Source organism: Saccharopolyspora sp. NPDC000995 (assembly GCF_053599315.1).
On sequence record NZ_JBSFLZ010000005.1, the window covers coordinates 24,837 to 51,241 of the forward strand.

Genomic DNA, 26,405 nt, shown 5'->3' on the forward strand with positions numbered 1-26,405 from the left:
TACCTCCAGCGGTGGTTTACCGGAAATTCTCGAACTGGAGCGCGACGTCGAATTCGCTCGACTTCAGCAGCTGGATCACGGCCTGCAGGTCGTCCTTCTTCTTGCCGGACACCCGCAGCTGCTCACCCTGGATCTGGGCCTGCACGCCCTTCGGGCCCTCGTCGCGGATCTTCTTGGAGATCTTCTTCGCGACGTCCTGCGAGATGCCCTGCACGACCTTGCCGGTGGCTTTGTAGGTCTGGCCGGAGCTGGCGGGCTCACCCATGTCCAGCGCCTTCAGCGAGATGCCGCGCTTGATCAGCTTCTCCTTGAAGACCTCGATGGCGGCCTTGCAGCGCTCCTCGGTCTCCGACTCCAGCACCACGGCTTCCTCGCCGGACCACTGGATCTTGGAGCCGGTGCCGCGGAAGTCGAACCGGTTGGCGAGCTCCTTGGCCGCCTGGTTCAGCGCGTTGTCCACCTCTTGGTGGTCCACCTTGCTCACCACGTCGAAGGACGGGTTTGCCACCTGTCTACCTCCCGTTGGGCCGCAGCAGCGGATCTGCGAATCATCTGCGGATACACGCTACCGGGCGGCGCTGTGGGCTTGGTCCCGGTCGCGGTGCCCGGTGCGCAAAAGAACCGGCCCCGCGACCAGTTCATCTGGTCACGGGGCCGGTTCTGCGGGTGCCAGGTGGAGGATTCGAACCTCCGAAGGCATTGCCGGCTGATTTACAGTCAGCTCCCTTTGGCCGCTCGGGCAACCTGGCGTGCGCGCCAGCATTGCTGGCTTGCGAGAAAAAGAATACATACCGCCCGCAACCGGTTTCACGGGGGGTTCCTCGCTCAATCCTCCTCGGGGCGGAAGACCAGGGCGTCAGCCTGCGCCACGCCCGTGTCCAGCGCCGTGCGGGCCACCTCGGGCAGCCCGTCGCGGAAACCCGGGCCGGCTGCCTTGACCAGCACCATCAGCCGCTTGGCGACGCCGCGGGCCTGGGTGAGGCGGATCTCGTCGGCCGCCAGGACCTGGCGGGAGTCGGCGATCAGCTTGCGGTAGCGGTGGTTGAGCTCGGCGTGGCCGTCGATGACGTCCAGCGCGCTCGCCAGATCCGCGAGTTCCGCCGTGCTGACCAGGACAAAGTACGGATCGGGCACGGAACCGCAGCCTAGTTGACCACCTCCGGCGGTCGTCGGTCCGGCCGGGCGGGCAGTTGGCGCATTGTCTGCAGCGCCGGTCAGCAGCGCAGATGCCCGACTAGCCTGGTTGCATGGCCATTGATCGAGCAGGTCGCGCGAAGCGGCGGCGGGAGCAGCGCACTGCTCAGCAGCCCCCCGGGCAGCGATCTGTGGAGCAGCGCCGGACGGCCTCCGCCGCGCTGGGCGTCGAGGGCCTGTTCAGTGCGGGGGCCAAGCACCAGCTCGAACAGCTCGCCTGGGTGGAGGTCGTGAAGGAGGACGACCGCGAGGCCGGCGGTCCGCTCGACCTCGACTCGGATGTCGTCCACCTGGAGCGAAAGCGCCCGTGAGCGTTTTCCCTCGCGATAGAAGCTGACTCGAAAGCGCTCACGGCCCCTGGCGCTCACCGCTGCGCGAAGGCCCAGCCGCTCCAGCGCGTAACCCGGACCATGATCAGCGTGCCAGTCGGCGGGTTCTCCCGGTACTGCGGGTACTTCGCCCAGAGCGCGGCGAGCAAGTCCGGGTGCGCGGCGCTTTCGGCCAACTCGGCCTCGCCGTCGGCGCGGACCCACCACAGGCGGGACCAGTCGTCCTCGTAGTGGTCCACGAGCAGCGCCACCTGCGGATTCGCCGATATGTTGCGCAGCCGCTTGAGGTTCGCGGTCCGCTTCGGCTTCCGGTCCACTGCGGTGACGATCACATCCCCGCGCGTCACGAAGACGACCGGCACCAGGTGCGGTCGTCCCAGCTCATCGGCGCTGGCCAGGCGTGCCACCCGAGCCTGCGCGAACCAGTTGCGTGCCTGCTGTTGGCTGATGCGCATCGTCCGGTCCGGTCCGTATGTTCGAAGTGTGCCTTCGGCTCCATCCACCCCAGGGTCCGCCACCGTCGTCGGCCCCGGCTACCGCGATCAGCAGTACTGGCTCCGCTACCAGGACTTCTTCCCCGGTGCGCTACGGATCACCGAGGAGAACGCGCCCGCCGAGCAGTGGTTGCCGTGGCGCGGCACCGTGGTGCACCTCGACCGCGTCCCGCGCCCGGACGCTCCGACCAAGCTGATCGCGCTGCACGGAGTTGGCACCTACGGCCGCATGCTCGCCCCGTACGGGCGGCTGCCGTCGCTGGTGGACCTCGAATTCATCGCCCCCGACCTACCAGGCTTCGGCCTGACCGCCACGCCCCGGCGCGGCATCACCTACCAGGGCTGGGTGTCCTGCGTGCTGGACCTGGTCGAGCACGAGCGGTCCCGCGACGACCGGCCGATCGTGCTGCTCGGCATCAGCACCGGCGGCCGGCTCGCCTACGACGTTGCCGCCACGGCCGGCGGCGCGGTGGCCGGCGTCATCGCCACCTGCCTGGCCGACGCGAGGCGCGAAGAGGTCCGGCGGCGGCTCGCGGCCCGGCCGGAAATGGCCCACTGGGCTGGGCTGCTGGCGCTGATCCCGAAGCCGTTCTCGACGGCGCGGGTCCCGGTGCACTGGCTGTCGAACATCGCTGCGGCGTCCAACCACTGCCAATTCGCCAACCTGGTGTGGGCCGACGCGATCGGTGGCGGCAGTTGGCTGACGCTCGGCTTCGCCCGCAGCTGCCTGGCCACGCCGCCAGCCGTGGCGCCGGAGGACTTCGCCGGGCCGCCGCTGCTGCTGGCGCACCCCGACGAAGACCGGTGGACGCCGCCGCTGCTGTCCCGGCAATTCTTCGACCGGCTCGCCGCACCCACCCGCTTCGCGTCGCTCAAGGGCGCCGGCCACCTCCCGGTGGAGGAATCGGGACTGGCCGATCTGGACTGTGCGATCCGGGATTTCTTGGACGAGTTCGGGCTGCAGCAGTAACGGTCCGCTTCCGCCGATTGCGTACGGTGTTCGGGCAGATCGGTTGCTGCGGCGATCATCACAAAGTGCTGCGCTCCGCTTCGCGAAGCCCCATGGATCATGGTGCTAGTTAAAAGTTGTCAAATCTTTGCAGGTCAACTCGCGGTGCCGGGCGATCATGCCATCGCGGACCACTTGGATCAACGCCGGTGCGTGTGTCTGGCAGATGCGACGGGAGCCATTGGCCCCTGGTCATCCGTGCGGTAGTGCGCCACGATCGGCGATGGCAATCGTGTGGGTGCGCCCGTGCGACCGGTGGGAGGAGCGTGGATGATCGAGCGGCATCGCTCCCTCGGTCCGCAATCCAACCTGGAGGCTGCTCGCCCGCCGGTGCGCGCCGAGGTGGATCCGCTCCGGCGCCGGACGTTCACCGGCTTCTCCTTCGTGGTGCTCGTCGTCGGCGTGCTCGCCTCCGCGGCGACCTCGGCGTGGTTACCCTTCCAATACCGCCCCGACCTGCTGTTCATCGGGCCGCTGCTGGCCATGGGCTTCCTGCTGGCCGAGCAGCTGACCATCGACGTCGACGTGAAGCGGGTCGGCTGGACCATCTCGTTCACCGAGATCCCGCTGATCCTCGGGCTGCTGACGGTGCCGTTCGAGGTTGTGCTCGCGGCGAACCTGCTGGCCGGGCTCGGCGCGCAGGTCGGGCGTCGCGCGGCCACCCACGTGGTCTACAACGCGGGCGTGCTGTGCCTGGAGATCGCGGTGCCGTTCGCTGTGGCCAACGCGGTGCACCTGGCGTTGACCGGGGTGGCCCCGGCCTGGTTCGGCCCGGTCATCGGAACCCTGACCTCGCCACTGATCAGCTGCGCTTTCGCGCTCGCCGCGCTGCACGTGCTGGGTGGCGCGATGCGGGTGTCTGCGGGGGTGCGGCTGGCGGTGAACACGCTGGCCGTGGGCCTGCTCAACACGTCGGTCGGCCTGGTCGGCTACGAGGTCTCGATCAGCACCCCGTGGGGTTGGCTGCTCGTGGCGCTGGTCGCGGTGGCCGTTATCGGCCTGTACCGCGCCTACTCCGGCCTGCTGCGCGAGCAGCGTGACCTGGAGGCGCTCAGCGACTTCAGCCTCAGCGTGGCCCGCTCCGGGCAGACCGCCCCGCACGGCCCGTCCGACTCCGTCGCCGGGCCGGTGGTGTCGGTCAGCGAGTGGGAGCCGGTCGCGGAGCGGATCCGGGAGCAGCTCAACGCGACCCGGGTGGTGCTGCGGCTGCGGCTGAACCCCAGCGGGGAGGTCAGCACGCTAGTCGCGGGCGAACCGCTGCCTGAGCTGGCGGAACAGACCGCGCCCTCGGCGCTGCGCGACGACCCGCTGCTCCAGCTGCCGGGCAGCCACGTCCGTTCCTTCCGGACGCTGGAGGCGCCCGAAGAGGTGCGGCGGGCGCTGCGCCAACGCGGCGCATACGAGGCGCTAGTCGTGCCGCTGCGCGGCGCGAGCCAGCTGCTCGGTGCCGTCGAGGTGCACGACCGGGTCAGCCGGTGGCGGGGCTTCGGCAGGGCCGACGTGCGGCTGCTGCACACCCTGGCGAGCCACCTCGCGACCGCGATGGACAACCGGCGGCTGCTCGCGAGGCTGCGCCATGACGCGTACCACGATCCGCTGACCGGACTGCTCAACCGCACCGGATTCCGCGAGATGGCGGCCGAGAAACTGCACAACGGGCGCACTGCGGTCGTGCTGCGGGTGGACCTCGACGTGCTGACCACGGTCAGCGAGGCCCTCGGCTACACCTGGGGCGACCGGATGATCGTCGCCGCCGGGCGGCGGATGCAGGAGGCGCTGGGCGAGGCGCCGCTGGCCAGGCTCGAAGCGAACTCCTTCGCGGTGCTCCTGCTGGACCACAGCGAGGCCCAGGCGCACGAATTCGCCCAGCAACTGCGCGAGGTGATCGCCGAGCCGTACCCGCTGGACCGCATCGTGGTGGAGGCCGCCGGGGTCGCCGGGTACGCCTCGTCCGCGCCCGTGGACGGCGAGTGCGAGACCGACATCGACACCCTCCTGCAGCGCTCCGACGTCGCGGTCCGGGCGGCCCGCAACGGCGAGGACGGCGTGCGCGGCTACGCGCCCGCGATGGGCCAGGTCTTCCTGCGCCGCTTCCAGCTGGTCACCCAGTTCCGGCAGGCGCTGGACACCGGCCAGGTCGAGGTGCACTACCAGCCGAAGGTCGCGCTGCCCGTCCGTCAGGTGGTGGGCGCCGAGGCGCTGGTGCGCTGGTCGCACCCGGAGTACGGGCGGCTGGACCCGGACGAGTTCGTGCCGCTGGTGGAGGCGACCGGGCTGGTCGACGCGCTCACCTCGTTCGTGATGGAATGCGCGCTGGTCAAGATCCGGCAGTGGATGGACCGCGGACTGCGGATGTCGGTGGCGGTGAACTTGTCGGTGCGCAACCTCGCCGACGAGACCTTCCCGGACCGGGTCGGCGAGGCGCTGCTTCGCCACGACACCCCGCCGGAGCTGCTCACCTTCGAGCTGACCGAGTCCGGGGTGATGGCCGACCCGGAGCGCTCGCTGCCGTTGCTGCGCCGGTTGCACGCGATGGGCGTGGTGCTGGCGGTGGACGACTTCGGCACCGGGTATTCGTCGCTGGCCTACCTGCGGCAGCTGCCGGTGGACGAGGTGAAGATCGACAAGAGCTTCGTGCTCGGCATGGGCACCGACCTCGGTGACATGGCCGTGGTCCGCTCCATCGTCGAGCTCGGGCACTCGTTGGACCTGGCGGTGGTCGCGGAGGGCGTGGAGGACGACGCCGCGCGTGACCAGCTGGTGGCGATGGGCTGCGACGTCGCCCAGGGCTACCTGATCTCGCGGCCGCTGTCCGAGGAGCGGTTCGAGGCGTGGCTGCAGGCCCGCACCAAGAGCGACAGCGGCGCCCGATCCGAGACTGTCCTCACACTCCTGCACTGAGACTGATTTCGGTAGTCGCCGCCGCTCCTGGTGTGAAAACCGCTCCGTGACCAGGGTTTTCACGTAAAGGGCCCCCCTGTTTCGAGGGGGTGCGGATGGTGTGTAAAGTTCTAGACGTTCCGCAAGGAAACGCCCCAATAGCTCAGTCGGCAGAGCGTCTCCATGGTAAGGAGAAGGTCTACGGTTCGATTCCGTATTGGGGCTCGAAAGGCAGCTGCGGTGCTCGGTAAACTGGGTGCTGTGGCTGTTTTGCGTGGGATATCCTGCGTCGGCTGAGACGCCAGGTGCGTGCACCTAGGTTCCCAGCATGGCGGTGTAGCTCAGTCGGTAGAGCAAGCGGCTCATAATCGCTGTGTCGCCGGTTCAAGTCCGGCCACCGCTACCAGTCACGGGTTCGCTCGGGCCTCCAGCGAACCGTTCCGGAGTACCACCGAGACAGAAAGGCACCCCCGTGGCCGCCACCGACGTTCGACCCAAGATCACGCTGGCGTGCGAGGAGTGCAAGCACCGCAACTACATCACCAACAAGAACCGGCGCAACGACCCGGACCGCTTGGAGATGAAGAAGTTCTGCCCGAACTGCGGTACGCACAAGCTGCACAAGGAAACCCGCTGACCGATCGGGTAAACCCTGCTCGTGCTTCGCGCTTTGCCGGGGCTCGTTCAGGGTGCTAGTTGGGGGTCAAGCCCCCACGGTGCGGTGGTCGGCTCCTCGTGCGGGGTGCCGTCCTCCGGCCTGATCGTCAGCCAGATCTCGATCGGAGCTTCGAGCCCGTCCCCGGCAGGGGGCGGGCTTCTTGCATTTCGGCACTGGTGATCGGGTGAGCGAAGGTGCCGTGTGGATCGCCGCCTGATTTGGTTTTGGTGCGGTGCACCCGTGCACAGGCTGCTTGGGCGCGGGTGGACTTCACCTGGTCGGGTAGCCTGCGGGCGTGCCGCTTGACCAGTCATTCATCGGACGTGAGTACCCGCCCACCGCACCCTACGAGGTGGGCAGGGAGAAGATCCGCGAGTTCGCCGCGGCGATCAAGGACGACTCCCCGCTGTACCGCGACGCCGACGCTGCCAAGGCCGCCGGATACCCGGACGTGATCGCGCCGCCGACCTTCGCGGTGATCCTCTCGATGGCCGCCCACGACGTGATCGTCGAGGACCCGCAGCTCGGGCTGGACTACAGCCGCGTGGTGCACGGCCAGCAGGACTTCACCCACCACCGGCCGATCCGGGCCGGTGACCGGCTCGTCACGGTGGTGCACGTGGACGACATCAAGGCCCGTGCGGGCAACGATTTCCTGACGGTGCGGGCCGAGATCGGTACCGTCGACGGCGAGCCGGTGTGCACCGCGAAGTCGATGCTCGTGGCGCGCGGTACCACCGAAGATGGGGAGGGCGCATGAGTAGCCCTGTGTCAACCCGAGTCCTCATCAACCGCACCTCAGGGGAACGTGACGTAAACCAGTCGCAAGAAACCGCGAAATGCGAGATTGAGCCGGACGTAACCACAACTGTGAAACGCGTAGAGGCGGGACTGGCATGAGCGCACGGATGTCCGAGGCCGCCGTCGGCGACCAGCTGCCGGCGCTGAGCGTGCTGCTCACCCGCGCCGACCTGGTCCGCTACGCGGGCGCCTCCGGCGACTTCAACCCGATCCACTGGAACGAGCGGTTCGCCACCGAGGTCGGCCTGCCGGACGTGATCGCCCACGGCATGCTCACGATGGCCATCGCCGGTCGCCTGGTCAGCGAGTGGACCGGCGACCCGGGCGCGATCTTGCACTACGGAGTGCGGTTCACCCGGCCCGTCGTGGTCCCCGACGACGGCAACGGCGCGCTGGTCGAGGTGTCGGGCAAGATCGCGAAGAAGAACGAGGACGGCACGGTCAAGGTCAGCATCACGGCCCGCAGCGCGGACCAGGGAGTCCTCGGTGGCGCCACGGCCACCCTCCGCCTCCCCGAGTGACCGAATGACCGGGGGCGCGAGTGCCAACCGCTCAACCCACTAACGGGTGGTGCGCCTCGATCGAGCTTAAAAGTGAAGGGCACCTCCGGCTGGCAACGCGGCTTGGAGGTGCCCTTCATCCGTTGAACGACTACTTGGCTTCGCCGAGGAGTTCCGCCATCCGGGTCACACCGGTGACGAGGTCCTCGTCGCCGAGGGCATAGGAGAGGCGGAAGTAGCCCGGCGTGCCGAAGGCCTCGCCCGGCACCACCGCGACCTCGGCCTGCTCCAGGACCAGGCTCGCCAGCTCCACGCTCGTCTGTGGGCGGACACCGCGGATCTCCTTGCCCAGCAGGCCCTTCACCGACGGGTACGCGTAGAACGCACCCTGCGGCTCCGGGCAGCTGACGCCGGGAATCGCAGAGAGCAGCTCGACGATCTTGCGGCGGCGGCGGTCGAACGCCGAGCGCATCTCCAGCACCGCGTCCAGCGAGCCGCTGACGGCCTCCAGTGCGGCCCGCTGCGAGACGTTGGCGACATTCGACGACAGGTGCGACTGCAGGTTCGTGGCGGCCTTGATGACGTCCGACGGGCCGATCATCCAGCCCACCCGCCAGCCGGTCATGGCATAGGTCTTGGCGACCCCGTTGAGCACCACGCAGGTGTCGGCGAGCTCCGGCACCACGGCGGGCATCGACACGTGCCGCGCGTCGCCGTAGACAAGGTGCTCGTAGATCTCGTCGGTGACCACCCAGATGCCGTGCTCGACGGCCCAGCGGCCGATCGCCTCGACCTGCTCCGGCGGGTAGATCGCGCCGGTCGGGTTGGACGGCGAGTTGAACAGCAGCACCTTGGTGCGTGGGGTCCGCGCTGCCTCCAGCTGCTCGACGGACACCCGATAGCCGGTCGACTCGTCTGCGGGCACCACCACCGGAACACCGCCCGGCAGCGTGATCGCCTCCGGGTAAGTGGTCCAGTACGGCGCCGGCAGCAGGACCTCGTCGCCCGGGTCGAGCAGCGTCTGGAACGCCTGGTAGACGGCCTGCTTGCCGCCGTTGGTCACCAACACCTGGCTGGCCTGCACGGTGTAGGCGGAGTCGCGCTGCGTCTTCGCGGCGATCGCCTCGCGCAGCTCCGGCAGGCCGGCTGCCGGGCTGTAGCGGTGGTTCTTCGGATCGGAGCAGGCGGCGATCGCGGCGTCGACGATCGGCTGCGGCGTCGGGAAGTCCGGCTCACCGGCGCCGAAGCCGATCACCGGCCGGCCGGCGGCCTTGTGCGCCTTCGCTTTGGCGTCCACGGCCAGCGTGGCGGACTCGCTGATCCCGCCGATCCGCGCGGACACCCGCGCCTTGGTTCCTTGGTCTGTCTCAGGTGCGGCCATGACAGCATCCTGACAGACCCGGCGTGTCGTCGGACACGCTCCCCACCAGCGGCGAAGTTGTTCATGGACCCGTACTGGGGGTGCCGTTGGAGCAAGGTCGTCGGCGTGCCGTACACTTTCGTACCTGGGATGCCTGAACACCGTGGAATGCCGGTTCCAGGGCCGGTGGTGAGCGTCCCGAATGCGGTCGAGCTGCAGGGCCGCAAAGGGGTGTAGCTCAATTGGCAGAGCAGCGGTCTCCAAAACCGCAGGTTGCAGGTTCAAGTCCTGTCACCCCTGCGTCGATGCGACGGTGAGCGGAGGATGGGCGTGAGCGAGGACCGCGAGCAGGAGCAGGACGGAGCGCGCGAGAACGCCGCCCGTCCGTCCAGCGCCGCGGCGCGGCGCGAGCGCCGCGCTTCCGCCCGCCCGGCCGGCCGCAAGAGCCGGTTCGGCGAGTCGGGTTCGGCCGAAGCGAACTCGACCCGCACAACTGAGTCGAAGGGTCGGCCAACCCCGTCGCGGGATGGCCGGCAGGGTCGAGTTTCGCTGTTCCGGAAGATCGGACGCTTCCTGCGCGAGGTCGTCGCCGAACTGCGCAAGGTCATCTGGCCGACGCGCAAGGCGTTGGCGACCTACACCCTCGTGGTGCTGGTTTTCGTCAGCATCATGGTGGCGTTCGTGGCCGGCGTGGACGTGCTCTTCGCCAAGGGTGTGGGCTGGCTGTTCGGCTCCGGCTGAACATCTCCGGCCCCGCGCTAGGTGGTGCCGGCGACGGAACGACGACCCGGCACGCAACGCACGAGAGGAAGCGAGACCGACTGTGACCTCCCACGAGGGCCAGGAATCCACCGGCCTTACCGACGAGCAGGTGCAGCCCGAGGCCGATCAGGCCGAGGCGACCGCGGACTCGGTCGACGCAGTCGATTCCGCCGACGACGCCGACTCCGGCGAGGACATCGGTTCGGCCGACGAGACCGAGGCGCCAGCTGAGGCCGAGGAAGCCCCGGACGCTGACGAGACCGGCGAAACCGGCGAGGAAGTGGCTGCGGAGCCCGACCCGGTCGAGGAGCTGCGCGCAGCGCTGCGACGCGCGCCCGGCGACTGGTACGTCGTGCACTCCTACGCGGGCTACGAGAACAAGGTCAAGACCAACCTCGAAACGCGGGCCCAGACGCTCGACGTCGAGGACTTCATCTTCCAGGTCGAGGTGCCGACCGAAGAGGTCACCGAGATCAAGAACGGCCAGCGCAAGCTGGTGCAGCGCAAGGTGCTGCCCGGCTACATCCTGGTTCGGATGGAACTCAACGATGCGTCCTGGAGCGCGGTGCGCAACACGCCGGGCGTCACCGGCTTCGTCGGTGCCACCTCCAAGCCGTCTCCGTTGACCATCGACGAGGTGCTGAAGTTCCTCGCGCCGCAGGTCGAGGAGAAGAAGGCCGAGCCGGGCAAGAAGGCCGCGCAGGCCGCCAAGCCCGCGGTCGAGGTCGACTTCGAGGTCGGCGAGTCCGTGACCGTCATGGACGGGCCGTTCGCGACGCTGCCCGCGACGATCAACGAGGTCAACCCGGACGCCCAGAAGCTCAAGGTGCTGGTGTCGATCTTCGGCCGCGAAACCCCGGTTGAGCTGTCGTTCAACCAGGTCTCCAAGATCTGACCGCCTTCCCGCGGTGCGGGAGCGCGGCGGCTGCGCGCGGATCTGGCAGGACCCGCGCGCAGAACCGGGCGAAGCCACCGTTTCGTGGTCTCGCCAGATTCGGCCCCGCCACTAGGTGGGGCCGGGCAACCGGATAGCGAAGACACAGGAAGCAAACATGCCGCCCAAGAAGAAGAAGCTCGCAGCGATCATCAAGCTGCAGATCCAGGCCGGCCAGGCCAACCCGGCCCCGCCCGTCGGCCCGGCGCTGGGTCAGCACGGCGTCAACATCATGGAGTTCTGCAAGGCCTACAACGCCGCCACGGAGAACCAGCGTGGCAACGTCGTGCCGGTCGAGATCTCCGTGTTCGAAGACCGCTCCTTCAGCTTCGCGCTGAAGACCCCGCCAGCGGCCAAGCTGCTGCTCAAGGCGGCGGGTGTGCCCAAGGGCAGCGGCGAGCCGCACAAGACCAAGGTCGGCAAGGTCTCCATGGACCAGGTCCGCGAGATCGCGCAGACCAAGATGGCGGACCTCAACGCCAACGACCTCGACCAGGCCGCCAAGATCATCGCTGGCACCGCCCGGTCGATGGGCCTGACGGTCGAGGGCTGACCGAAGCCGGAAACGGCGTGTGGGAGGGCTCCAGCGCAGCCCGACCAACCACAACTGATCCACCTGGGATAGGACAGAAATGGCAAAGCGCAGCAAGGCATACCAGCAGGCGGCCGAGCTGATCGATCGCGCGCGGCTGTACGCGCCGACGGAAGCGGCCGAGCTGGCGAAGAAGACCGCCAAGGTCAACTACGACGCCACCGTCGAGGTGGCGCTGCGGCTGGGCGTCGACCCCCGCAAGGCAGACCAGATGGTCCGCGGCACCGTGAACCTGCCGCACGGCACTGGTAAGACTGCCCGCGTCATCGTGTTCGCCGTCGGGGACAAGGCCGCCGAGGCCGAGGCCGCCGGGGCGGACGTGGTTGGTTCCGAGGACCTGATCGAGCGCATTCAGGGCGGCTGGCTCGATTTCGACGCGGCGATCGCCACCCCGGACCAGATGGCCAAGGTCGGCAAGATCGCTAGGGTGCTCGGCCCGCGCGGCCTGATGCCGAACCCGAAGACCGGCACCGTCACCCCGAACGTCACCAAGGCGGTCGCGGACATCAAGGGCGGTAAGATCAACTTCCGCGTCGACAAGCAGGCCAACCTGCACTTCATCATCGGCAAGGTGTCCTTCGACACCCAGAAGCTGGTGGAGAACTACGCGGCGGCGCTGGACGAGATCCTGCGCGCCAAGCCGTCGGTGTCGAAGGGCCGGTACCTGAAGAAGGTCACCTTCACCACGACGATGGGCCCGGGCATCCCGGTCGACCCAAACGCGACTCGCGGCGTCACGGCCTCGGCCTGATACCCAAGTTCCGCCGAGAAGGGCGGGCCGCTCCCCGGAGCGACCCGCCATTCTCGCTTTTCGGGTGCCGACCGCAGCGGGCGATTTCGCGCGAAGCTGTGCAATCCTCGTCGATCAGCCGCCGCAGCTGGAGGTTTGGAGGGCGTAGGCGCTGATCGCCCAGCCGCCGTCGGGTTGTTGGGTGAGTTTGAAGCTGCCGAGCCGGGGACCGCCGTTGACCTGCATCCGGCAGCCGAGGACCTGGGCCTCCGGGCCGACGATCGTCACCGCGTTGTGGTCGAACTTCGGGTTGGCGTAGGCGTTCGGGTCGGTGATCTGGGCGTGCAATTGGCGCGCCGCGGTGGTGCAGTCCGGGGCCTGGTGGGCGGCGGCGAAGCCGGACTTGCCGGTGGCGTCGAACAGGCCGCAGGTCCGCTCCGGGCTCGGCCCGCGCAGCCAGTTGTAGACGCCGCGCACCACCTGCTGCGGGTTCTCCGACTTCACCGGCACCGAGTCGATCGGCACGCCGTTGCTGCCGGTGCCGGTGTTGTCGCCGGAGCCGCCGAAGAAGGAGGTGGTCAGGCTGTTGTACAGGTAGTTGAGCAGCAGCAGCGCCAACAGCAAGTAGATGAGGCGGCGGACCAGCTTGTAGCGCAGCAGTCCCAGCGCCCGCTTCCACCAGGGCTTCTTCGGCGTCGCCGTTGGGGACGCGGTGGGAGGTGGGGTCGCGGCGTCGCCGCCTCGCGACTGCTGCCATTCGCGGAACTTCTGGAATTCCAGGAACTGCTGGTACTGGCGGAGCTCCTCGTCGTCGGGCTGCTGCGGGCGGGCAGATGCAGCGGTCGCGGGACCATTGGCTGCCACGACGTCGCTTTCGGCGACCGCGCTTTCCACGACCGCGCTTTCCACGACTTCGGCGTCGACGACCTCAGCCGAGCGCGGTTTCGCCGGCAGGTTGGCGCCGCGCTCCGGACGGTGCGACTCGTTCTGATCAGCCACGCCCCACATGATGCCCGCCCGTGGCGCCGAGGTCACGACCGGTGATCCGGTATCCCTCGGGTCCGCGCCGCGAACTGCGAACTTCATCGGGACGGTCTGCAACCGGCGGAACCGGGGTGCCTGGCGGCGGTGGAATCGGGTCGCGTATCCTGGTCGAGGTTCCACCCAAGACCGCTGGTCTTCTCCGTGCCCCGCGAGGGGCGGGGAGAACTAAGGTCCCGTGAGATGCGGGCGGCCCGCGCAGGAGGGACGAGGCTATCGTTGCGTGCTCAGCGCGCCCATGATCTTGACGCCCCGTGCTTGCTGCGCCGGGGCGTTTTGTCGTCTCAGGACCGGCTGGATGCGGATCACAGTCGGAAATAGAGAGGAGGCGACATGGCGAAGCCCGACAAGGTTGATGCGGTCAGCGAGATCGCGGAGCGGTTCAACACCGCGACCGCTGCAGTCGTGACCGAGTACCGCGGGCTGTCCATGGCGCAGCTGTCTGAGCTGCGCCGTGCCCTCGGTGCGGGCGCGACGTACCGTGTCGCGAAGAACACGCTGGTCAAGCGTGCCGCCGAGCAGTCCGGCGTCGAGGGTCTCGACGACCTGTTCGTCGGCCCGACCGCGATCGCCTTCGTGGAGGGCGAGCCGGTCGACGCGGCCAAGGCTCTGCGTGAATTCGCCAAGGACAACAAGGCCCTGGTGATCAAGGGCGGTTACATGGACGGCCGCGCGCTGTCCGTGAACGAGGTCGAGAGCATTGCCGACCTCGACTCCCGCGAGGTCACCCTGTCCAAGTTGGCCGGTGCCATGAAGGCCAAGATGGGCCAGGCCGCCGCGCTGTTCGCCGCGCCGGCGACCCAGGTTGCCCGGTTGGCCGCCGCCCTGCAGGAGAAGAAGGGCGGCGAAGCCGACGCCTGAGTCCTCAGTGGACTCGGTCGTCGATCGCTGGAACTCCCGCCCGGACACCTCCGGTGCCTGGGCCCGGAACGGAAAGGAACGCCGCCATGGCGAAGCTGAGCAACGAAGAGCTGTTGGACGTCTTCAAGGAGATGACCCTCCTGGAGCTGTCGGGGTTCGTGAAGCAGTTCGAGGAGACCTTCGACGTCACCGCCGCCGCCCCGGCCGCGGTTGTGGCCGGCCCGGCCGCCGGCGCTGCTCCGGCCGCTGAGGAGCAGGACGAGTTCGACGTCGTCCTCGAGGGTGCTGGCGAAAAGAAGATCCAGGTCATCAAGGTCGTCCGCGAGATCGTCTCGGGTCTGGGCCTGAAGGAGGCCAAGGAGCTCGTCGAGGGCGCCCCGAAGCCGATCCTGGAGAAGGTCGACAAGGAGAAGGCCAACGAGGCCAAGGCCAAGCTGGAAGAGGCCGGTGCTTCGGTCTCCCTCAAGTGAGCATTTGACTCGCTGCAAGAAGGCGGGCACTCGCTGTTGCGGGTGCCCGCCTTCTTTTGCTTCGTGGAATTGCGGAATTGCTTCTACCGGACAAATGTTGTGTCCGTTCGAATCCGAGTGAACTCGCGAGTAACCCTTTCGCGTCGGGCTCGTTGCACAGGTGTGACGCCGACGACCTTCGTTAAGCGCGTCACATGTGCCACGCTGCCTTTCCGGGAAATACCGGTGGGGTGAAACCGAGGAGGCGGAGGTTCGGATGGGCGTCGAGGTGGTTGTCGACGGACTGTCGAAGTCCTTCGGCGCGCAGACCATCTGGCGGGATGTCACGCTGACGCTTCCTCCCGGTGAGATAAGCGTCCTGCTGGGTCCTTCCGGAACCGGGAAGTCGGTTTTCCTGAAATCCCTGGTTGGTTTGCTGAAGCCGGAGCACGGCAAGGTGGTCATCAACGGGGTGGACATCTGCACCTGCCCGGAACACGACCTGTTCGAGATCCGGAAGCTTTTCGGCGTGCTGTTCCAGGATGGCGCGCTGTTCGGTTCGATGAACCTGTACGACAACATCGCTTTCCCCCTTCGAGAGCACACCCGCAGGAGCGAATCCGAGATCCGCGAAGTGGTGCTCGAGAAGATGGAGATGGTCGGTCTCATCGGCGCCGAGGAGAAGCTGCCCGGCGAGATCTCCGGTGGTATGCGCAAGCGGGCTGGGCTGGCGCGGGCGCTGGTGCTGGATCCCCAGATCATCCTGGTCGACGAGCCCGACTCCGGTCTCGACCCGGTTCGCACCGTACTGCTGAACCAGCTGATCGTCGACCTGAACGCGCAGATCGACGCCACGATCCTGATCGTCACCCACGACATCAACACCGCCCGGACGGTGCCGGACAACATCGGCATGCTCTACCGCCGAAACCTGGTGATGTTCGGCCCGCGCGAGGTGCTGCTGACCTCGGCGGAGCCGGCGGTGGTGCAGTTCCTCAACGGTCGCCCGGACGGCCCGATCGGGATGAGCGAGGAGAAGGACGTCGGGGAGACCGAACTAGCGCGGCTGAGCGAGGTCAGCGTGCCGCCGATGATGCCGCAGTTGGACGTCTCGCCCGGCCTGCCGGAGCGGTCCGCGGTGCGCCGCCGCAAGGACCGCGTGCTGCGCCAGCTGCGGACGTTGTCCCCGTCGGCGCAGCAGGAGATCCTGAAGACCCTCGCCCCGAACGAGCTGGCGCTCTACGGGTTCTCGGCGCCCGCGACGGGATCGTGGCCGCAGCGTACCGAGCCGGTGCAGGCCCAGCCGGACCGGTTGCCGCCAGTGGAGGTCGCGGACGTGCTGCAGAAGCCGCGCCCCACGCCGTACCCACGGCAGCCGCAGGAGCCGGAACCGCAGCCGCAGCCGTGGGCCGCCAGGTCCCAGCCGGAGGAACCGGTCGAGACGCCGCGGCGCCGCTGGTTCGGCCGCAAGCGGGGTGAGCAGTGAGCACGCCGTCCCAGGTGCGGTTCCCCGGCGCGGGCGGACTGCGGGAGACCGGGCGGCTGTTCGCACTCGCGCTGGACGTGGTCCGGGCGATGCCCCGCCGGCCGTTCCAGGTCCGCGAGTTCATCCAGCAGTGCTGGTTCATCGCCAGCGTGACGATCCTGCCGACCGCGCTGGTGTCCATCCCGTTCGGTGCCGTGATCGCGCTCCAGCTCGGCTCGCTGACCAGGCAGATCGGTGCGCAGTCGTTCACCGGTGCGACGAGCGTGCTGGCGATCATCCAGCAGGCCAGCCCGATCGTGACCGCGCTGCTGATCGCCGGGGCCGGTGGTCCGGCGATCTGCGCGGACCTGGGGTCCCGGAAGATCCGGGACGAGATCGACGCGATGGAGGTCCTCGGCATCTCGCCGATCCAGCGGCTGGTGGTGCCGAGGGTGCTGGCCGCGATGTTGGTCGCGCTGCTGCTCAACGGCATGGTCAGCGTGGTCGGCGTGGTCGGCGGTTACACGTTCAACGTGATCATGCAGGGCGGCACGCCCGGCGCGTACATGGCGAGCTTCAACGCGCTGGCGCAGCTGCCGGACCTGTGGATCGGCGAGTTGAAGGCGGTGATCTTCGGATTCCTGGCGGGAGTCGTGGCGGCGTACCGCGGCCTGCACCCGCCGCCCGGCGCGAAGGGGGTCGGCGACGCGGTGAACCAGTCGGTGGTGATCACCTTCCTGCTGCTGTTCGCGGTCAACTTCGTCCTGACCACGCTCTACCTGCAACTCGTGCCACCAAAGGGAATGTGACATGCACAAACGCCTGGTTCCAGACTCATGCGTGGCGGTGCGGGTAGCGGCCCCCCTGCGGGAGTTGCAGACGCCGCTTCGAAAGCACGCCAGGCGGGCCTGACATGGTGACGGTTTCGCAGCGCGCGAAGCGCGCGGCCCGGCGGCCGCTGGAGATGCTGGACGACCTGGGCGACCAGATGTCGTTCTACCTGCGGTCGTTGGCGTGGATCCCGCGGGTGATCACCCGCTATACCAAGGAGACGCTGCGGCTACTGGCCGAGGTGAGCTTCGGCAGCGGCGCGTTGGCGGTGATCGGCGGCACGGTCGGCGTGATGATCGGGCTGACGCTGTTCACCGGCACGGTGGTGGGCCTGCAGGGCTTCGCGGCGCTGGACCAGATTGGCACCTCGGCGTTCGCCGGGTTCGTCTCCGCGTACTTCAACACCCGCGAGATCGCTCCGCTGGTGGCGGGGTTGGCGCTGTCGGCGACGGTCGGTTCCGGCTTCACCGCGCAGCTGGGCGCGATGCGGATCTCCGACGAGATCGACGCGCTGGAAGTCATGGGCGTGCCCAGCTTGCCGTACCTGGTGACCACGCGGGTGATGGCCGGGTTTATCGCGGTCATCCCGTTGTACGTGCTGGGCCTGCTGACGTCCTACATCGCCGCCCGCGCCGTCACGATCTACGTCTACGGCCAGTCCGCGGGCACCTACGACCACTACTTCAACCTGTTCCTGCCGCCCGAGGACGTGCTGTGGTCCTTCGCCAAGGTGCTTGTCTTCAGCGTGGTGGTGATCATGACGCACTGCTACTACGGCTACCGCGCCAGCGGCGGCCCGGCCGGGGTCGGGGTCGCGGTGGGCCGCGCCGTGCGGACCGCGATCGTGACCACGGCACTGCTCGACTTCTTCCTCAGCCTCGCGATCTGGGGCACCACGACGACGGTTCGGATCACCGGATGAGTGCCCGAAGTGCGTTGGCCACAACGGAGGCGTCATGAGCGACAATCTTCGCCGCCCGCTCATGAAAGCCGACCGGGTACGGGTGTCTCGCAAAGCATTGCGGCGCCGCGCCCTGGGCCTCGCGCTGCTGCTGTGCATGGTGCTGTTCGTCAGCCTGACAGTGGCGATCTACCAGAAGGCCTTCGCGTCCAGTGTGGACATCGTGCTGAAGGCCTCGTCCACCGGGAACCAGCTGTTGCCCGATTCGGACGTGAAGGTGCGCGGCGTGATCGTCGGCCGGGTGGTGAGCGTGACGTCCACAGGGGACGGTGCCGAGCTACGGCTGGCGCTGGACCCGGCGCGGGCGGCGCAACTGCCGTCGAACGTGTCGGCTCGACTGCTGCCGCGGACGCTGTTCGGCGAGCGGTACGTCGCGCTGGAGCTGCCGGAGCAGGCCTCGACCCGGCCGCTGGCCTCCGGTGACGTGATCGAGCCGGACCGCACCCGCGCGGGCATCGAGCTGGAGCAGGTGCTGGCCGACACGATGCCGGTGCTGCAGGCCATCCACCCGGACGACCTGGCCGTCACGCTGAACGCGCTGGACCAGGCGTTGTCCGGGCGCGGCAAGCCGCTGGGCGAGACGCTGTCGCAGCTGAACACCTACCTGGACGGGCTCAACCCGTCGGTCCCGGTCCTGCGGGAGAATCTGAAGGAACTGGTCGGCGTCGCACAGACCTACGAGCAGGCCGCGCCGGAGGTGCTGGAGGCGCTGGACAACTTCAGCACCACCGCCCGAACCCTGGTGGCGCAGCGGGAGAACCTGACCGCGCTGACCGGGCAGCTGACCACCAGCTCCGGTGACCTGACCGGGTTCCTGCGGGACAACCGGCACAACATCATCCGGCTCGGCGAGTCGCAGCGGCCGACGCTGGACGTGCTGGCCAAGTATGCGCCCGAGTACCCGTGCCTCCTGCAGGAGATGGCGGAGTTCGTGCCGCGGATGCGGCAGGCGTTCGGCGAAGGCACCGCCGAACCGGGCCTGCACGTCACCATGGAGGTCGTCGTCACCCGCGGCAAGTACTTGCCGAACCAGGACGAGCCGGAGTTCGCCGACAAGCGTGGTCCGCGCTGCTACAACTTCATGTCGCTGCCGAACCCGGTGCCGGAGTACCCGCAGGGCGTGCCGTTCAAGGACGGCTCGGTGCCGCCGCCCGCCTCGCGGCCGGCCGACGGTGGCCTAAACCCGGCGTCGATGGGCCAGGGCTACTTGCCGGCGAGTACCTCGTCGCAGTCCACGGCCTGGGTGAACTCCCCGGCGGAGCGGGACATGGTGTCAGTGCTGCTGGCGCCCGCGCTGGGGCGGCCCGCGAGTGAAGTGCCGGACTGGGGTTCGCTGCTGGTCGGGCCCGTGCTCCGAGGAGCGGAGGTGGGCTACCGGTGAACGGACGCAGCATCACCGCGCCGCTGGTGAAGTTCCTGATCTTCGTGCTTGTCACGGTGCTGGCCACCGGGTTGCTGGTGCTGACGATCGCCAACCGGGACCTGCGCCCGTCGGAGTCCTACACGGCGCGGTTCACCGACGTCACGAACCTCAACGAGGGCGACGAGGTGCGCATCTCCGGGGTGAAGGCCGGCCAGGTCGAGAGCATCGAGGTGGTCGACAAGCGGCTGGCCGAGGTGCGGTTCAACGTCGCCGACCGGCGGCTGCCGAGCTCGGTGACAGCCACCATCAAGTACCGGAACCTGGTGGGCCAGCGCTACATCGCGTTGGAGCAGGGCTCCGACAACACCGGCGGTTTCCTGCCCTCGGGCGGCCAGATCCCCCTGGAGCGCACGAAGCCAGCGCTGGACCTGACCGTGCTGCTGGGCGGGTTCAAGCCGCTGTTCCAGGCGCTTTCGCCGGAGGACGTCAACAAGCTCTCCTACGAGATCATCCAGGTGCTGCAGGGCGAGGGCGGCACGGTGGAGAGCCTGCTGGCCCACACCGCCTCGCTGACGTCCACGATCGCCTCCCGGGACCAGGTGATCGGGCAGGTCATCGACAACCTCAACGGTGTGCTCGACACCGTCAACGTCCGCGACCAGCAGCTGTCGGAGCTAATCGGCCAACTGCAGCAGTTGGTGTCCGGGCTGTCCGCGGACCGGGACTCGATCGGCGACGCGATCACCGCGATGGACGGGCTGACCAACAGCACAGCGGGCCTGCTGACCGAAGCGCGGCCGGGGCTACAGCAGGACATCGCGGGACTCGGTGACCTGTCGAAGAACCTCAACGACCACGAGGCGCTCACCGACCAGGTCCTGCGGAACATGCCGGGCAAGCTGGAGACGATCGGCCGCACCGCCAGCCACGGCTCCTGGTTCAACTTCTACATGTGCAAGGCGAGCGGCACGGTCGGCGTCGGCAAGCTGAACCTGCCGCTGCCGCTGATGCCGGTGACCCAGCCGAGGTGCCAGCGATGACCGCGTTCTCACAGCGCGCCCCGCTCAGAATCGGCATCGCCGGACTGCTGGTGCTGGTGCTGATGTTCCTGCTCGCGCTGAACTTCGAGCGCCTGCCGCTGGTCGGCGGCACCACCACCTACACCGCGCAGTTCACCGAGGCCGCCGGGCTGCGCCCGGATAGCGAGGTGCGCATCGCCGGGGTGAAGGTCGGCACCGTCTCCGACGTGGAGATCGATGACGACCACGTGCTGGTCAGCTTCCGGGTCGGCGACGCGTGGTTGGGCGACCACACCACCGCTGCCATCCGGATCAAGACGCTGCTCGGTCAGAAGTACCTGGCGCTGGATCCGCAGGGCGGCGAGGAGCTCTCGCCGTCCGACCCGATCCCGCTGCAGCGCACCATGTCGCCCTACGATGTCGTCGAGGCGTTCAGCGACCTTTCGTCCACAGTGGACCAGATCGACACCAAGCAGCTCGCGGAGAGCTTCCGCACGCTTTCCGGCACCTTCAAGGGCACGCCGGAGGACGTCAGCGGCGCGCTCAACGGGTTGTCGCAGCTTTCGCAGACCATCTCCGCGCGCGACGAGCAGCTGGAGCACCTGCTGAACAACACCGCGCAGGCGTCGAAGACGATCGCCGACCGCAACGGCGACTTCGAGAAGCTGCTGGCCGACGGCAACCTGCTGCTGCAGGAGATCCGGACCCGGCGGGACTCGATCAGCGGACTGCTGGAGGGCACCCGCAAGTTGTCCGCTCAGCTCAGTGGGTTGGTCGACGACAACGCCGCGCAGATCGGCCCGACCCTGCAGCAGCTGGACCGGGTCACCAAGATGCTGCAACGCAACCAAGACAACCTGAACCGGAGCCTTGAGCTGTTCGCCCCGTTCACCAGGTTGTTCGCCAACGTGCTGGGCAACGGCCGTTGGTTCGACACCTACGTCTGCGGCCTGCTGCCGCCGGCCGTCGGGCCCATCAACCAGAAGGGCTGCCAGCCATGACCCGCGCACGCCCATCGCTGACCCGGGTTCTGTCGATCACTGTGGTGGTCGTGCTCGCCGCGACCGTCGGGGTGTGGTGGCTGTTCTTCGGGGCCGCCGAGCGGAAGGTCACCGCGTACTTCAGCGCCGCCGTGGGCATCTACCCGGGTGGCGACGTGCGGATCCTCGGGGTGCCGGTGGGCACCGTCGACGAAGTGGTGCCGCAGGGACAGGTGGTGCGCGTAGTGATGAGCGTGGACCGCGACGTGAAGGTGCCCGCCGATGCCGCCGCGGTGTCGGTTTCTCCGAGCGTGGTCAGCGACCGGTACGTGCAGCTCACCCCGGTCTACAAGGGCGGGCCGGAGATGGCCGACGGCGCGGTGATCCCGAAGGATCGCACCGCGACGCCGGTGGAGCTGGACCAGATCTACCGCAGCCTCAACGACCTCACCACGGCCTTGGGGCCGAACGGAGCCAATGCCGACGGCGCGCTGACCGATCTGCTCAACACCAGCGCGGCGAACCTCGACGGCAACGGGAAGGCGCTGTCGGAGACCATTCGCAACCTCGGCGAGGTCGGGACCACGTTGTCCGGCAGCAGCGACGAGCTGTTCGCCACCGTCGACAACCTGCAGCGGTTCACCTCGATGCTGGCCAAGAACGACGACCAGGTGCGCCGGTTCAACACCCAGATGCAGCAGGTCAGCTCGCTGCTGGCAGACCAGCGCCAGGACATGAGCGCGGCGATGGCGGAGCTGGCCATGGCGCTGGGCAAGGTCGAGTCCTTCGTGCGGGACAACCGGGAACTGCTCAAGTCCAATGTGGACCAACTGAACGCGGTGGCGAACGTGCTGGTCGAGCAGAAGGCGGCGCTGCGCGAATCGCTGAACAACGCGCCGCTGGCGCTGAGCAACCTCAACAACGCCTACGACGGCGCGGCGGGCACGCTGGACTTCCGCGCGAACATCAACGAGCTCAACCAGCCGCCTCTGGTGGCGGTGTGCAAGCTGCTGCAGCAGCACAACCCGGGAGACGTGCCGAAGGACGTCAGCGACGCGTGCGCGTCGCTGCAGCCGATCCTCGACGGCGTGGTGAAGCTGCCGACCCCGGCGGAAACCATCAACGCCCTGCAGAAGGGCAAGCTTCCGCCGCTGCCGCTTCCGCTGGCCGACGCGAGCAGCTCCCAAACCGCGGGAGGTACCCGGTGAAGGGATTGTTCCTCGGTCTCCGCCCGACGCAATTTCCATTGAAATCGAACGTCCGATTTCCATTGAAATCACGGAACCCCTCAGGGTGGGCACGGTCGCCGTCGCCTAGAGGTTGCAAGGCCGGGGCCGCCGTGCTGGCTCTGGTGGTGCTGGGCGGGTGCAGCTCGCGCGGCGTCTACGACATGCCGTTGCCCGGCGGCGCGGACATCGGCAGCCACCCGTACCAGGTGAAGGTGCGATTCACCGACGTGCTGGACCTGGTGCCCAACTCCGGCGTCCGGGTCAACGACGTGCCGGTCGGCCGGGTCTCGGCCATCGACCTCGCCCCGGATTCCTGGCAGGCAGAGGTGACCGTACTGGTCAACGGCGACGTGAACCTCCCGGCCAACGCCACCGCCAGGCTGCGGCAGTCCAGCCTGCTAGGCGAGAAGTACGTCGAGCTCGCCAGCCCGCCGCAGGGCAGGCCCGCGGTCGGCCGGCTCGCCGACGGCGACCTGATCGGCATCGAGCGCACCGGCCGCAACCCCGAGGTGGAAGAGGTGCTCGGGGCGCTGTCCTTGCTGCTCAACGGCGGCGGCGTCGCGCAGCTGCAAAACATCACCAAGGAGCTCAACGCCGCGCTGGAGGGTCGCGAGTCTGACGTCCGCGACCTTCTGTCCAATTTGGACGAACTGGTCGCCGGGCTGGACGCGCAGCGCGACGACATCACCCGTGCGCTGGACAGCATCAACCGGCTCAGCGCACGGCTGGGCGACCAGCGCGGCAGCATCGACGTCGCGCTGCGCGACCTGGAGCCGGGGCTGCGAGTGCTCAACGAGCAGCGCACCCAGCTGGTCACCATGCTGCGGTCGCTCGACCAGCTCTCCGGCGTCGCCACCGACGTGGTCAACCACTCCCGCGACGACCTGGTGCACAACCTAAACCAGCTCGCCCCGGCCCTGAACCAGCTGGCCGCCGCTGGCGAGAGCTTGCCGAAGTCGCTGGAGGTGCTGGTCTCCTTCCCGTTCCCGGACAACGCGGTCGAGGGCATCGGCAACAGTGACTTCACGAACCTCTACATCAACGCGGACCTGGACCTCACCCGCGTGCTGGAGAACCTGGGGCGCAGCCCGCAGCCGCTGATCCCGCTGCCGGACGCGCTGAAGTCCATCCCGCTGCCGCTGTCGCCGCAACCACCGCCGGAACAGGCCCCGCCGCCACCGGCAGAACCGGAGCACAAGCCCGGCGGCCTGCTGGGTTCCTTGCTGGGAGGGGGTCGTTGATGCTCACCCGTCGAGTGCGCATGCAGATCACCGCGTTCATCGCGATCGCCCTGGTCGGCGTCAGCTACGCCGGAGCCCGCTACGCGGGGCTGGATCGGCTGTTCGGCCCGCGCGGCTACGTGGTGACCCTGCAACTCGCAGACACCGGCGGTGTCTTCGACAACGCCGAGGTCACCTACCGCGGAGTCCCGGTGGGCCGGGTCGGCGACCTGCGGCTGACCAGTACCGGGGTGGAGGTGCCGCTGGACATCGAATCCAGCGCGCCGCGGATTCCCACCGAAGTACAGGCGGTGGTGACCAACCGTTCCGCGGTCGGCGAGCAGTACGTTGACCTGCGCCCCAAGCGCGACGATGGCCCGTTCCTGCAGGACGGCTCGGTGATCGCGCAGCACTCCGCGACCACCCCGCTGCCAGTGGAACAGCTGATGATGAACCTGGACTCGTTCGCGAACTCGGTGCCGGAGGACTCGCTGCGCACCGCGGTCAGCGAACTGGGCACCGCGTTCCGCGATAACGGCGGCCACCTGCAGACCATCCTGGACACCAGCCGGGAGTTCACCAACGCCGCGCAACAGCACCTGCCGCAGACCGTGCAGCTGCTGGAGGACGGCACGACCGTGCTGGCCACGCAGAACGAGCAGGGCTCGGCGATCAAGTCGTTCGGCAAGGACCTGCGGCTGCTGTCGGAGTCGCTGAAGAACTCCGACGGCGACCTGCGGGCCGTGATCGAGCGCGCTCCGCCAGCCGCCCGCCAGGTCAGCGATTTCCTGCGCGAGAACCCCCAGCTGGGCCCGCTGCTGGCGAACCTCACCACGACCTCCCAGGTGATGGCGGCCCGCGTCGACGGCATCGAGCAAATCATGACGCTGTACCCGGCCATCGTCACCGTCAGCAACACAGTGGTCCCCGGCGACGGCACGGCGCACTTCGGCCTGGCGCTCAACGTATTCGACCCACTGCCCTGCACCAAGGGTTACGAGCAGACCGAGCGGCGCAACGGGACGGACTTCCGCCCGATGCCGCTGAACACCAACGCGCAATGCTTGGAGCCGCCGGGCAGTGACACGTCGGTGCGCGGTGCGCAGAATGCACCGGGACAGCAGGAAGGAGGCGGACATGCCCGCTGAAGCAACGGGGCGGGGGCGCCTGGTCGTGGCCCTGGTGGCGCTGGCGATCAGCCTGGTGGCCTGCGTGGGCCTTGGCGTCACCTGGGCGCTGGCCGCCAACAACTCCTCGGTGTCCCGCGCCGAGGTGCGCGACGCGGCGCTGCGCGACGGGCAGAGCGCGATCATCAACTTCAACACCCTGGACTACCGGGACGTGGATCGCGGCCTGCAGCGCTGGGAAGACAACTCGACAGGCCCGCTGCGCGACGAGGTCCGGCAGGGACGGCAGAACTACGCGACCCAGATCGGGCAGGCTAAGAGCAGCACGACGGCCAGAGTCCTCGACGCGGGGATCGTCGAGCTCGACGAGGGCGCAGGCAAGGCCCGGATGATCGCCGTCGTGCAGGTGAGGGTCACCATCGACGGCCAGCAGCCGGCCAACAAGCAGGACCGCTACCAGGCCGAGCTCACGCGCGAAGGCGAGACGTGGAAGCTCAGCGGGCTCGGCACCGTGCCGGTCGGCTGATCAGCGAGCCGCGCAAACAATTCGAGGAGCGCAGTCAGTGCGAAGCAACCGCCGCAACGACCGCCAGCCGCCAGCCCGCCGCCCGAAGGTGGCGGGCCTGCGAAACCGCGCAACCCTCCACGGCGAGACCCCCCAGGACCAGGCGCGGGAAGCCCGGCGAAACGGAAGCGAGCAGCGAGCCTCCGTCGCGGAGCGCGGAAAAGCGGACGCGCAGCGCAGTTCTGCAGCGGAGCTTAGAGGAACGGACGTCGCGGAGTCCGCTTCCGTGGGGAAAGTTGTTGCGGAGCAAGACGAAACGTCCGTAGCGGAGACTGATCCGGCGGCGCGCCCCAGCGGCGAAGCCGTGCTTTCGGCTCCCGCCGAACCGGAGCAGGAGACGGCGGAGCCTGATGTTGTGCAGGCGGATACCGAGGCTGTTCGGCCCGCCGCCGCTGCGGAGCGTGAGCAGGCCGCAGAGGGCTCGAGCACCGCAGGTGCGAAGCGCGGCCGGACGGTGCCGAGAAGCGGGGCGGGGGTGTTCGGCGCCGTCGCCGTGTTCACCGGGTTGGCCGTCGCGGTATTCACCGGCTTGGCCGTGTGGTTCGGCATCGAGGCCTACTCCGCGCGGGTTTCCGGGGCAGCGGCCAACGAGGCGTTGGTTTCGGCCGGGGCGACCAGCGAGGTCAACGGACAGATCAGCGATGCCGTGGAGAAGGTGTTCTCCTACGACTTCAACGACACGACCAAGACCGAGACGGCCGCGCGGGACTTGCTCGTCGGGTCGGCCGTGCAGCGCTACGACGAACTGTTCAAGGTGGTCCGGGAGCAGGCTCCGCAGCAGCAGCTGATCGTCACCACGACGGTGAAGACCAGCGCGGTGACGCGGCTGCAGGGCGACCGCGCCGAGCTGTTGCTGTTCGTCGACCAGCACGCGATGCGCGCCAACACCGGCGAGAGCAATGTTGGCCCGGCCCAGATCTCGGTGAGCGCCCAGAAGCATGGCGATCGGTGGAAGATCACCCAGATCACCCTCCGCTGACCCAGCACAAAACCCCGTGATCGTTTTGGCGCTGCAGATTCCTACGCGTTTTGCGTGGCGGTGCGGGGCGGA

Annotated in this window: 28 protein-coding genes and 4 tRNA genes; 26 read left to right on the plus strand and 6 right to left on the minus strand. The window is 68.4% G+C overall.

Going from position 1 to position 26,405, the window contains the following annotated elements:
* Positions 1-16 precede the first annotated feature (16 nt).
* The 3 genes from ACWDKQ_RS03375 to ACWDKQ_RS03385 all read right to left on the minus strand — a co-directional run bounded on the left by ACWDKQ_RS03375 (position 17) and on the right by ACWDKQ_RS03385 (position 1,134).
* Positions 17-508 carry a YajQ family cyclic di-GMP-binding protein gene (locus ACWDKQ_RS03375; RefSeq protein ID WP_450137155.1) on the minus strand — a complete coding sequence of 164 codons (492 nt, stop codon included), beginning with the start codon at positions 506-508 and terminating at the stop codon, positions 17-19.
* Between the two features lie 159 nt (positions 509-667).
* A tRNA-Tyr gene (locus tag ACWDKQ_RS03380) sits at positions 668-749 on the minus strand.
* Between the two features lie 76 nt (positions 750-825).
* Positions 826-1,134: a hypothetical protein gene (locus ACWDKQ_RS03385; protein ID WP_450137156.1), complete on the minus strand. Its 309-nt coding sequence runs from the start codon at positions 1,132-1,134 to the stop codon at positions 826-828.
* Positions 1,135-1,247: 113 nt separating this feature from the next.
* Between ACWDKQ_RS03385 and ACWDKQ_RS03390 the strand changes: the two genes are divergently transcribed.
* Positions 1,248-1,505 (plus strand): hypothetical protein, encoded by a 258-nt coding sequence (locus tag ACWDKQ_RS03390; RefSeq protein WP_450137157.1) that lies wholly within the window; start codon positions 1,248-1,250, stop codon positions 1,503-1,505.
* A gap of 53 nt (positions 1,506-1,558) precedes the next feature.
* On the opposite strand, the gene ACWDKQ_RS03395 is transcribed toward ACWDKQ_RS03390, so the two are convergent.
* A complete protein-coding gene (locus tag ACWDKQ_RS03395; RefSeq protein WP_450137158.1) occupies positions 1,559-1,978 on the minus strand; it encodes a TIGR03668 family PPOX class F420-dependent oxidoreductase in 420 nt (139 codons plus the stop codon).
* Between the two features lie 28 nt (positions 1,979-2,006).
* Between ACWDKQ_RS03395 and ACWDKQ_RS03400 the strand changes: the two genes are divergently transcribed.
* From ACWDKQ_RS03400 to ACWDKQ_RS03430, 7 genes are all read left to right on the plus strand, one after another.
* Positions 2,007-2,987 (plus strand): alpha/beta hydrolase, encoded by a 981-nt coding sequence (locus ACWDKQ_RS03400; RefSeq protein WP_450137159.1) that lies wholly within the window; start codon positions 2,007-2,009, stop codon positions 2,985-2,987.
* A gap of 309 nt (positions 2,988-3,296) precedes the next feature.
* Positions 3,297-5,927 (plus strand): putative bifunctional diguanylate cyclase/phosphodiesterase, encoded by a 2,631-nt coding sequence (locus ACWDKQ_RS03405; RefSeq protein ID WP_450137160.1) that lies wholly within the window; start codon positions 3,297-3,299, stop codon positions 5,925-5,927.
* A gap of 131 nt (positions 5,928-6,058) precedes the next feature.
* Positions 6,059-6,131, plus strand: a tRNA-Thr gene (locus ACWDKQ_RS03410).
* A gap of 105 nt (positions 6,132-6,236) precedes the next feature.
* A tRNA-Met gene (locus ACWDKQ_RS03415) sits at positions 6,237-6,312 on the plus strand.
* Between the two features lie 66 nt (positions 6,313-6,378).
* Positions 6,379-6,543, plus strand: coding sequence for a 50S ribosomal protein L33 (rpmG, locus tag ACWDKQ_RS03420; protein WP_010315521.1), 165 nt, complete (start codon positions 6,379-6,381; stop codon positions 6,541-6,543).
* Between the two features lie 316 nt (positions 6,544-6,859).
* Complete coding sequence (locus ACWDKQ_RS03425) at positions 6,860-7,324, plus strand: FAS1-like dehydratase domain-containing protein (protein WP_450137161.1); 465 nt, start codon at positions 6,860-6,862, stop codon at positions 7,322-7,324.
* A gap of 136 nt (positions 7,325-7,460) precedes the next feature.
* Positions 7,461-7,886: a MaoC family dehydratase gene (locus tag ACWDKQ_RS03430; protein WP_450137162.1), complete on the plus strand. Its 426-nt coding sequence runs from the start codon at positions 7,461-7,463 to the stop codon at positions 7,884-7,886.
* A 130-nt stretch (positions 7,887-8,016) separates the two neighbouring features.
* Here the strand turns inward: ACWDKQ_RS03430 and ACWDKQ_RS03435 are convergent, their stop codons facing one another.
* Positions 8,017-9,246, minus strand: coding sequence for a pyridoxal phosphate-dependent aminotransferase (locus ACWDKQ_RS03435; protein ID WP_450137163.1), 1,230 nt, complete (start codon positions 9,244-9,246; stop codon positions 8,017-8,019).
* Positions 9,247-9,452: 206 nt separating this feature from the next.
* Here ACWDKQ_RS03435 and ACWDKQ_RS03440 point away from each other — a divergent pair.
* From ACWDKQ_RS03440 to rplA, 5 genes are all read left to right on the plus strand, one after another.
* Positions 9,453-9,525 (plus strand) — tRNA-Trp (locus tag ACWDKQ_RS03440).
* A gap of 30 nt (positions 9,526-9,555) precedes the next feature.
* The gene (gene secE, locus ACWDKQ_RS03445; protein ID WP_450137164.1) at positions 9,556-9,966 is read left to right on the plus strand and encodes a preprotein translocase subunit SecE; all 411 of its coding nucleotides are present in this window, start codon (positions 9,556-9,558) and stop codon (positions 9,964-9,966) included.
* A gap of 82 nt (positions 9,967-10,048) precedes the next feature.
* Complete coding sequence (gene nusG, locus ACWDKQ_RS03450) at positions 10,049-10,882, plus strand: transcription termination/antitermination protein NusG (RefSeq protein WP_450137165.1); 834 nt, start codon at positions 10,049-10,051, stop codon at positions 10,880-10,882.
* A gap of 157 nt (positions 10,883-11,039) precedes the next feature.
* Complete coding sequence (gene rplK / locus ACWDKQ_RS03455; protein ID WP_450137166.1) at positions 11,040-11,474, plus strand: 50S ribosomal protein L11; 435 nt, start codon at positions 11,040-11,042, stop codon at positions 11,472-11,474.
* Positions 11,475-11,553: 79 nt separating this feature from the next.
* Entirely contained in the window at positions 11,554-12,264 is a 711-nt protein-coding gene (gene rplA, locus ACWDKQ_RS03460) for a 50S ribosomal protein L1 (protein ID WP_450137167.1), read from the plus strand.
* Between the two features lie 114 nt (positions 12,265-12,378).
* Here the strand turns inward: rplA and ACWDKQ_RS03465 are convergent, their stop codons facing one another.
* A complete protein-coding gene (locus tag ACWDKQ_RS03465; protein ID WP_450137168.1) occupies positions 12,379-13,329 on the minus strand; it encodes a hypothetical protein in 951 nt (316 codons plus the stop codon).
* A gap of 288 nt (positions 13,330-13,617) precedes the next feature.
* Between ACWDKQ_RS03465 and rplJ the strand changes: the two genes are divergently transcribed.
* From rplJ to ACWDKQ_RS03530, 13 genes are all read left to right on the plus strand, one after another.
* Entirely contained in the window at positions 13,618-14,145 is a 528-nt protein-coding gene (rplJ, locus tag ACWDKQ_RS03470; protein ID WP_450137169.1) for a 50S ribosomal protein L10, read from the plus strand.
* A gap of 86 nt (positions 14,146-14,231) precedes the next feature.
* A complete protein-coding gene (rplL, locus tag ACWDKQ_RS03475) occupies positions 14,232-14,615 on the plus strand; it encodes a 50S ribosomal protein L7/L12 (protein WP_450137170.1) in 384 nt (127 codons plus the stop codon).
* Between the two features lie 256 nt (positions 14,616-14,871).
* Positions 14,872-16,080: an ABC transporter ATP-binding protein gene (locus tag ACWDKQ_RS03480; RefSeq protein ID WP_450137171.1), complete on the plus strand. Its 1,209-nt coding sequence runs from the start codon at positions 14,872-14,874 to the stop codon at positions 16,078-16,080.
* On the plus strand, positions 16,077-16,868 hold the full coding sequence (locus tag ACWDKQ_RS03485; RefSeq protein ID WP_450137172.1) for an MlaE family ABC transporter permease: 792 nt from the start codon (positions 16,077-16,079) through the stop codon (positions 16,866-16,868). The genes ACWDKQ_RS03480 and ACWDKQ_RS03485 overlap by 4 nt, the downstream gene beginning before the upstream one ends.
* Before the next feature lie 104 nt (positions 16,869-16,972).
* Positions 16,973-17,812 carry an MlaE family ABC transporter permease gene (locus ACWDKQ_RS03490; RefSeq protein WP_450137173.1) on the plus strand — a complete coding sequence of 280 codons (840 nt, stop codon included), beginning with the start codon at positions 16,973-16,975 and terminating at the stop codon, positions 17,810-17,812.
* A 34-nt stretch (positions 17,813-17,846) separates the two neighbouring features.
* Positions 17,847-19,232, plus strand: coding sequence for an MCE family protein (locus tag ACWDKQ_RS03495; RefSeq protein WP_450137174.1), 1,386 nt, complete (start codon positions 17,847-17,849; stop codon positions 19,230-19,232).
* Positions 19,229-20,254, plus strand: coding sequence for an MCE family protein (locus tag ACWDKQ_RS03500; protein ID WP_450137175.1), 1,026 nt, complete (start codon positions 19,229-19,231; stop codon positions 20,252-20,254). Before ACWDKQ_RS03495 ends, ACWDKQ_RS03500 begins: the two co-directional genes overlap by 4 nt.
* Positions 20,251-21,234, plus strand: a complete 984-nt coding sequence (locus ACWDKQ_RS03505) for an MCE family protein (RefSeq protein WP_450137176.1) — start codon at positions 20,251-20,253, stop codon at positions 21,232-21,234. The genes ACWDKQ_RS03500 and ACWDKQ_RS03505 overlap by 4 nt, the downstream gene beginning before the upstream one ends.
* Positions 21,231-22,421 carry an MCE family protein gene (locus ACWDKQ_RS03510; RefSeq protein WP_450137177.1) on the plus strand — a complete coding sequence of 397 codons (1,191 nt, stop codon included), beginning with the start codon at positions 21,231-21,233 and terminating at the stop codon, positions 22,419-22,421. Before ACWDKQ_RS03505 ends, ACWDKQ_RS03510 begins: the two co-directional genes overlap by 4 nt.
* Before the next feature lie 131 nt (positions 22,422-22,552).
* Positions 22,553-23,683, plus strand: a complete 1,131-nt coding sequence (locus tag ACWDKQ_RS03515) for an MCE family protein (protein ID WP_450137178.1) — start codon at positions 22,553-22,555, stop codon at positions 23,681-23,683.
* Entirely contained in the window at positions 23,683-24,810 is a 1,128-nt protein-coding gene (locus ACWDKQ_RS03520) for an MlaD family protein (protein WP_450137179.1), read from the plus strand. The genes ACWDKQ_RS03515 and ACWDKQ_RS03520 overlap by 1 nt, the downstream gene beginning before the upstream one ends.
* Positions 24,800-25,315, plus strand: coding sequence for a hypothetical protein (locus ACWDKQ_RS03525; RefSeq protein ID WP_450137180.1), 516 nt, complete (start codon positions 24,800-24,802; stop codon positions 25,313-25,315). Before ACWDKQ_RS03520 ends, ACWDKQ_RS03525 begins: the two co-directional genes overlap by 11 nt.
* A 37-nt stretch (positions 25,316-25,352) precedes the next feature.
* Positions 25,353-26,333, plus strand: coding sequence for a hypothetical protein (locus tag ACWDKQ_RS03530; protein ID WP_450137181.1), 981 nt, complete (start codon positions 25,353-25,355; stop codon positions 26,331-26,333).
* Positions 26,334-26,405: the final 72 nt, after the last annotated feature.

Bases quoted from the DNA above. Each gene is read 5' to 3' on its own strand.
- rplK (WP_450137166.1), top strand. From the start codon at position 11,040: ATGCCGCCCAAGAAGAAGAAGCTCGCAGCGATCATCAAGCTGCAGATC.
- ACWDKQ_RS03465 (WP_450137168.1), bottom strand. From the start codon at position 13,329: ATGAAGTTCGCAGTTCGCGGCGCGGACCCGAGGGATACCGGATCACCG.
- ACWDKQ_RS03520 (WP_450137179.1), top strand. From the start codon at position 23,683: ATGCTCACCCGTCGAGTGCGCATGCAGATCACCGCGTTCATCGCGATC.
- ACWDKQ_RS03495 (WP_450137174.1), top strand. From the start codon at position 17,847: ATGAGCGACAATCTTCGCCGCCCGCTCATGAAAGCCGACCGGGTACGG.
- ACWDKQ_RS03395 (WP_450137158.1), bottom strand. From the start codon at position 1,978: ATGCGCATCAGCCAACAGCAGGCACGCAACTGGTTCGCGCAGGCTCGG.
- ACWDKQ_RS03480 (WP_450137171.1), top strand. From the start codon at position 14,872: ATGGGCGTCGAGGTGGTTGTCGACGGACTGTCGAAGTCCTTCGGCGCG.
- rplA (WP_450137167.1), top strand. From the start codon at position 11,554: ATGGCAAAGCGCAGCAAGGCATACCAGCAGGCGGCCGAGCTGATCGAT.
- ACWDKQ_RS03405 (WP_450137160.1), top strand. From the start codon at position 3,297: ATGATCGAGCGGCATCGCTCCCTCGGTCCGCAATCCAACCTGGAGGCT.
- rplJ (WP_450137169.1), top strand. From the start codon at position 13,618: ATGGCGAAGCCCGACAAGGTTGATGCGGTCAGCGAGATCGCGGAGCGG.
- ACWDKQ_RS03430 (WP_450137162.1), top strand. From the start codon at position 7,461: ATGAGCGCACGGATGTCCGAGGCCGCCGTCGGCGACCAGCTGCCGGCG.
- ACWDKQ_RS03490 (WP_450137173.1), top strand. From the start codon at position 16,973: ATGGTGACGGTTTCGCAGCGCGCGAAGCGCGCGGCCCGGCGGCCGCTG.
- rplL (WP_450137170.1), top strand. From the start codon at position 14,232: ATGGCGAAGCTGAGCAACGAAGAGCTGTTGGACGTCTTCAAGGAGATG.
- ACWDKQ_RS03510 (WP_450137177.1), top strand. From the start codon at position 21,231: ATGACCCGCGCACGCCCATCGCTGACCCGGGTTCTGTCGATCACTGTG.
- ACWDKQ_RS03505 (WP_450137176.1), top strand. From the start codon at position 20,251: ATGACCGCGTTCTCACAGCGCGCCCCGCTCAGAATCGGCATCGCCGGA.
- ACWDKQ_RS03390 (WP_450137157.1), top strand. From the start codon at position 1,248: ATGGCCATTGATCGAGCAGGTCGCGCGAAGCGGCGGCGGGAGCAGCGC.
- ACWDKQ_RS03525 (WP_450137180.1), top strand. From the start codon at position 24,800: ATGCCCGCTGAAGCAACGGGGCGGGGGCGCCTGGTCGTGGCCCTGGTG.
- ACWDKQ_RS03435 (WP_450137163.1), bottom strand. From the start codon at position 9,246: ATGGCCGCACCTGAGACAGACCAAGGAACCAAGGCGCGGGTGTCCGCG.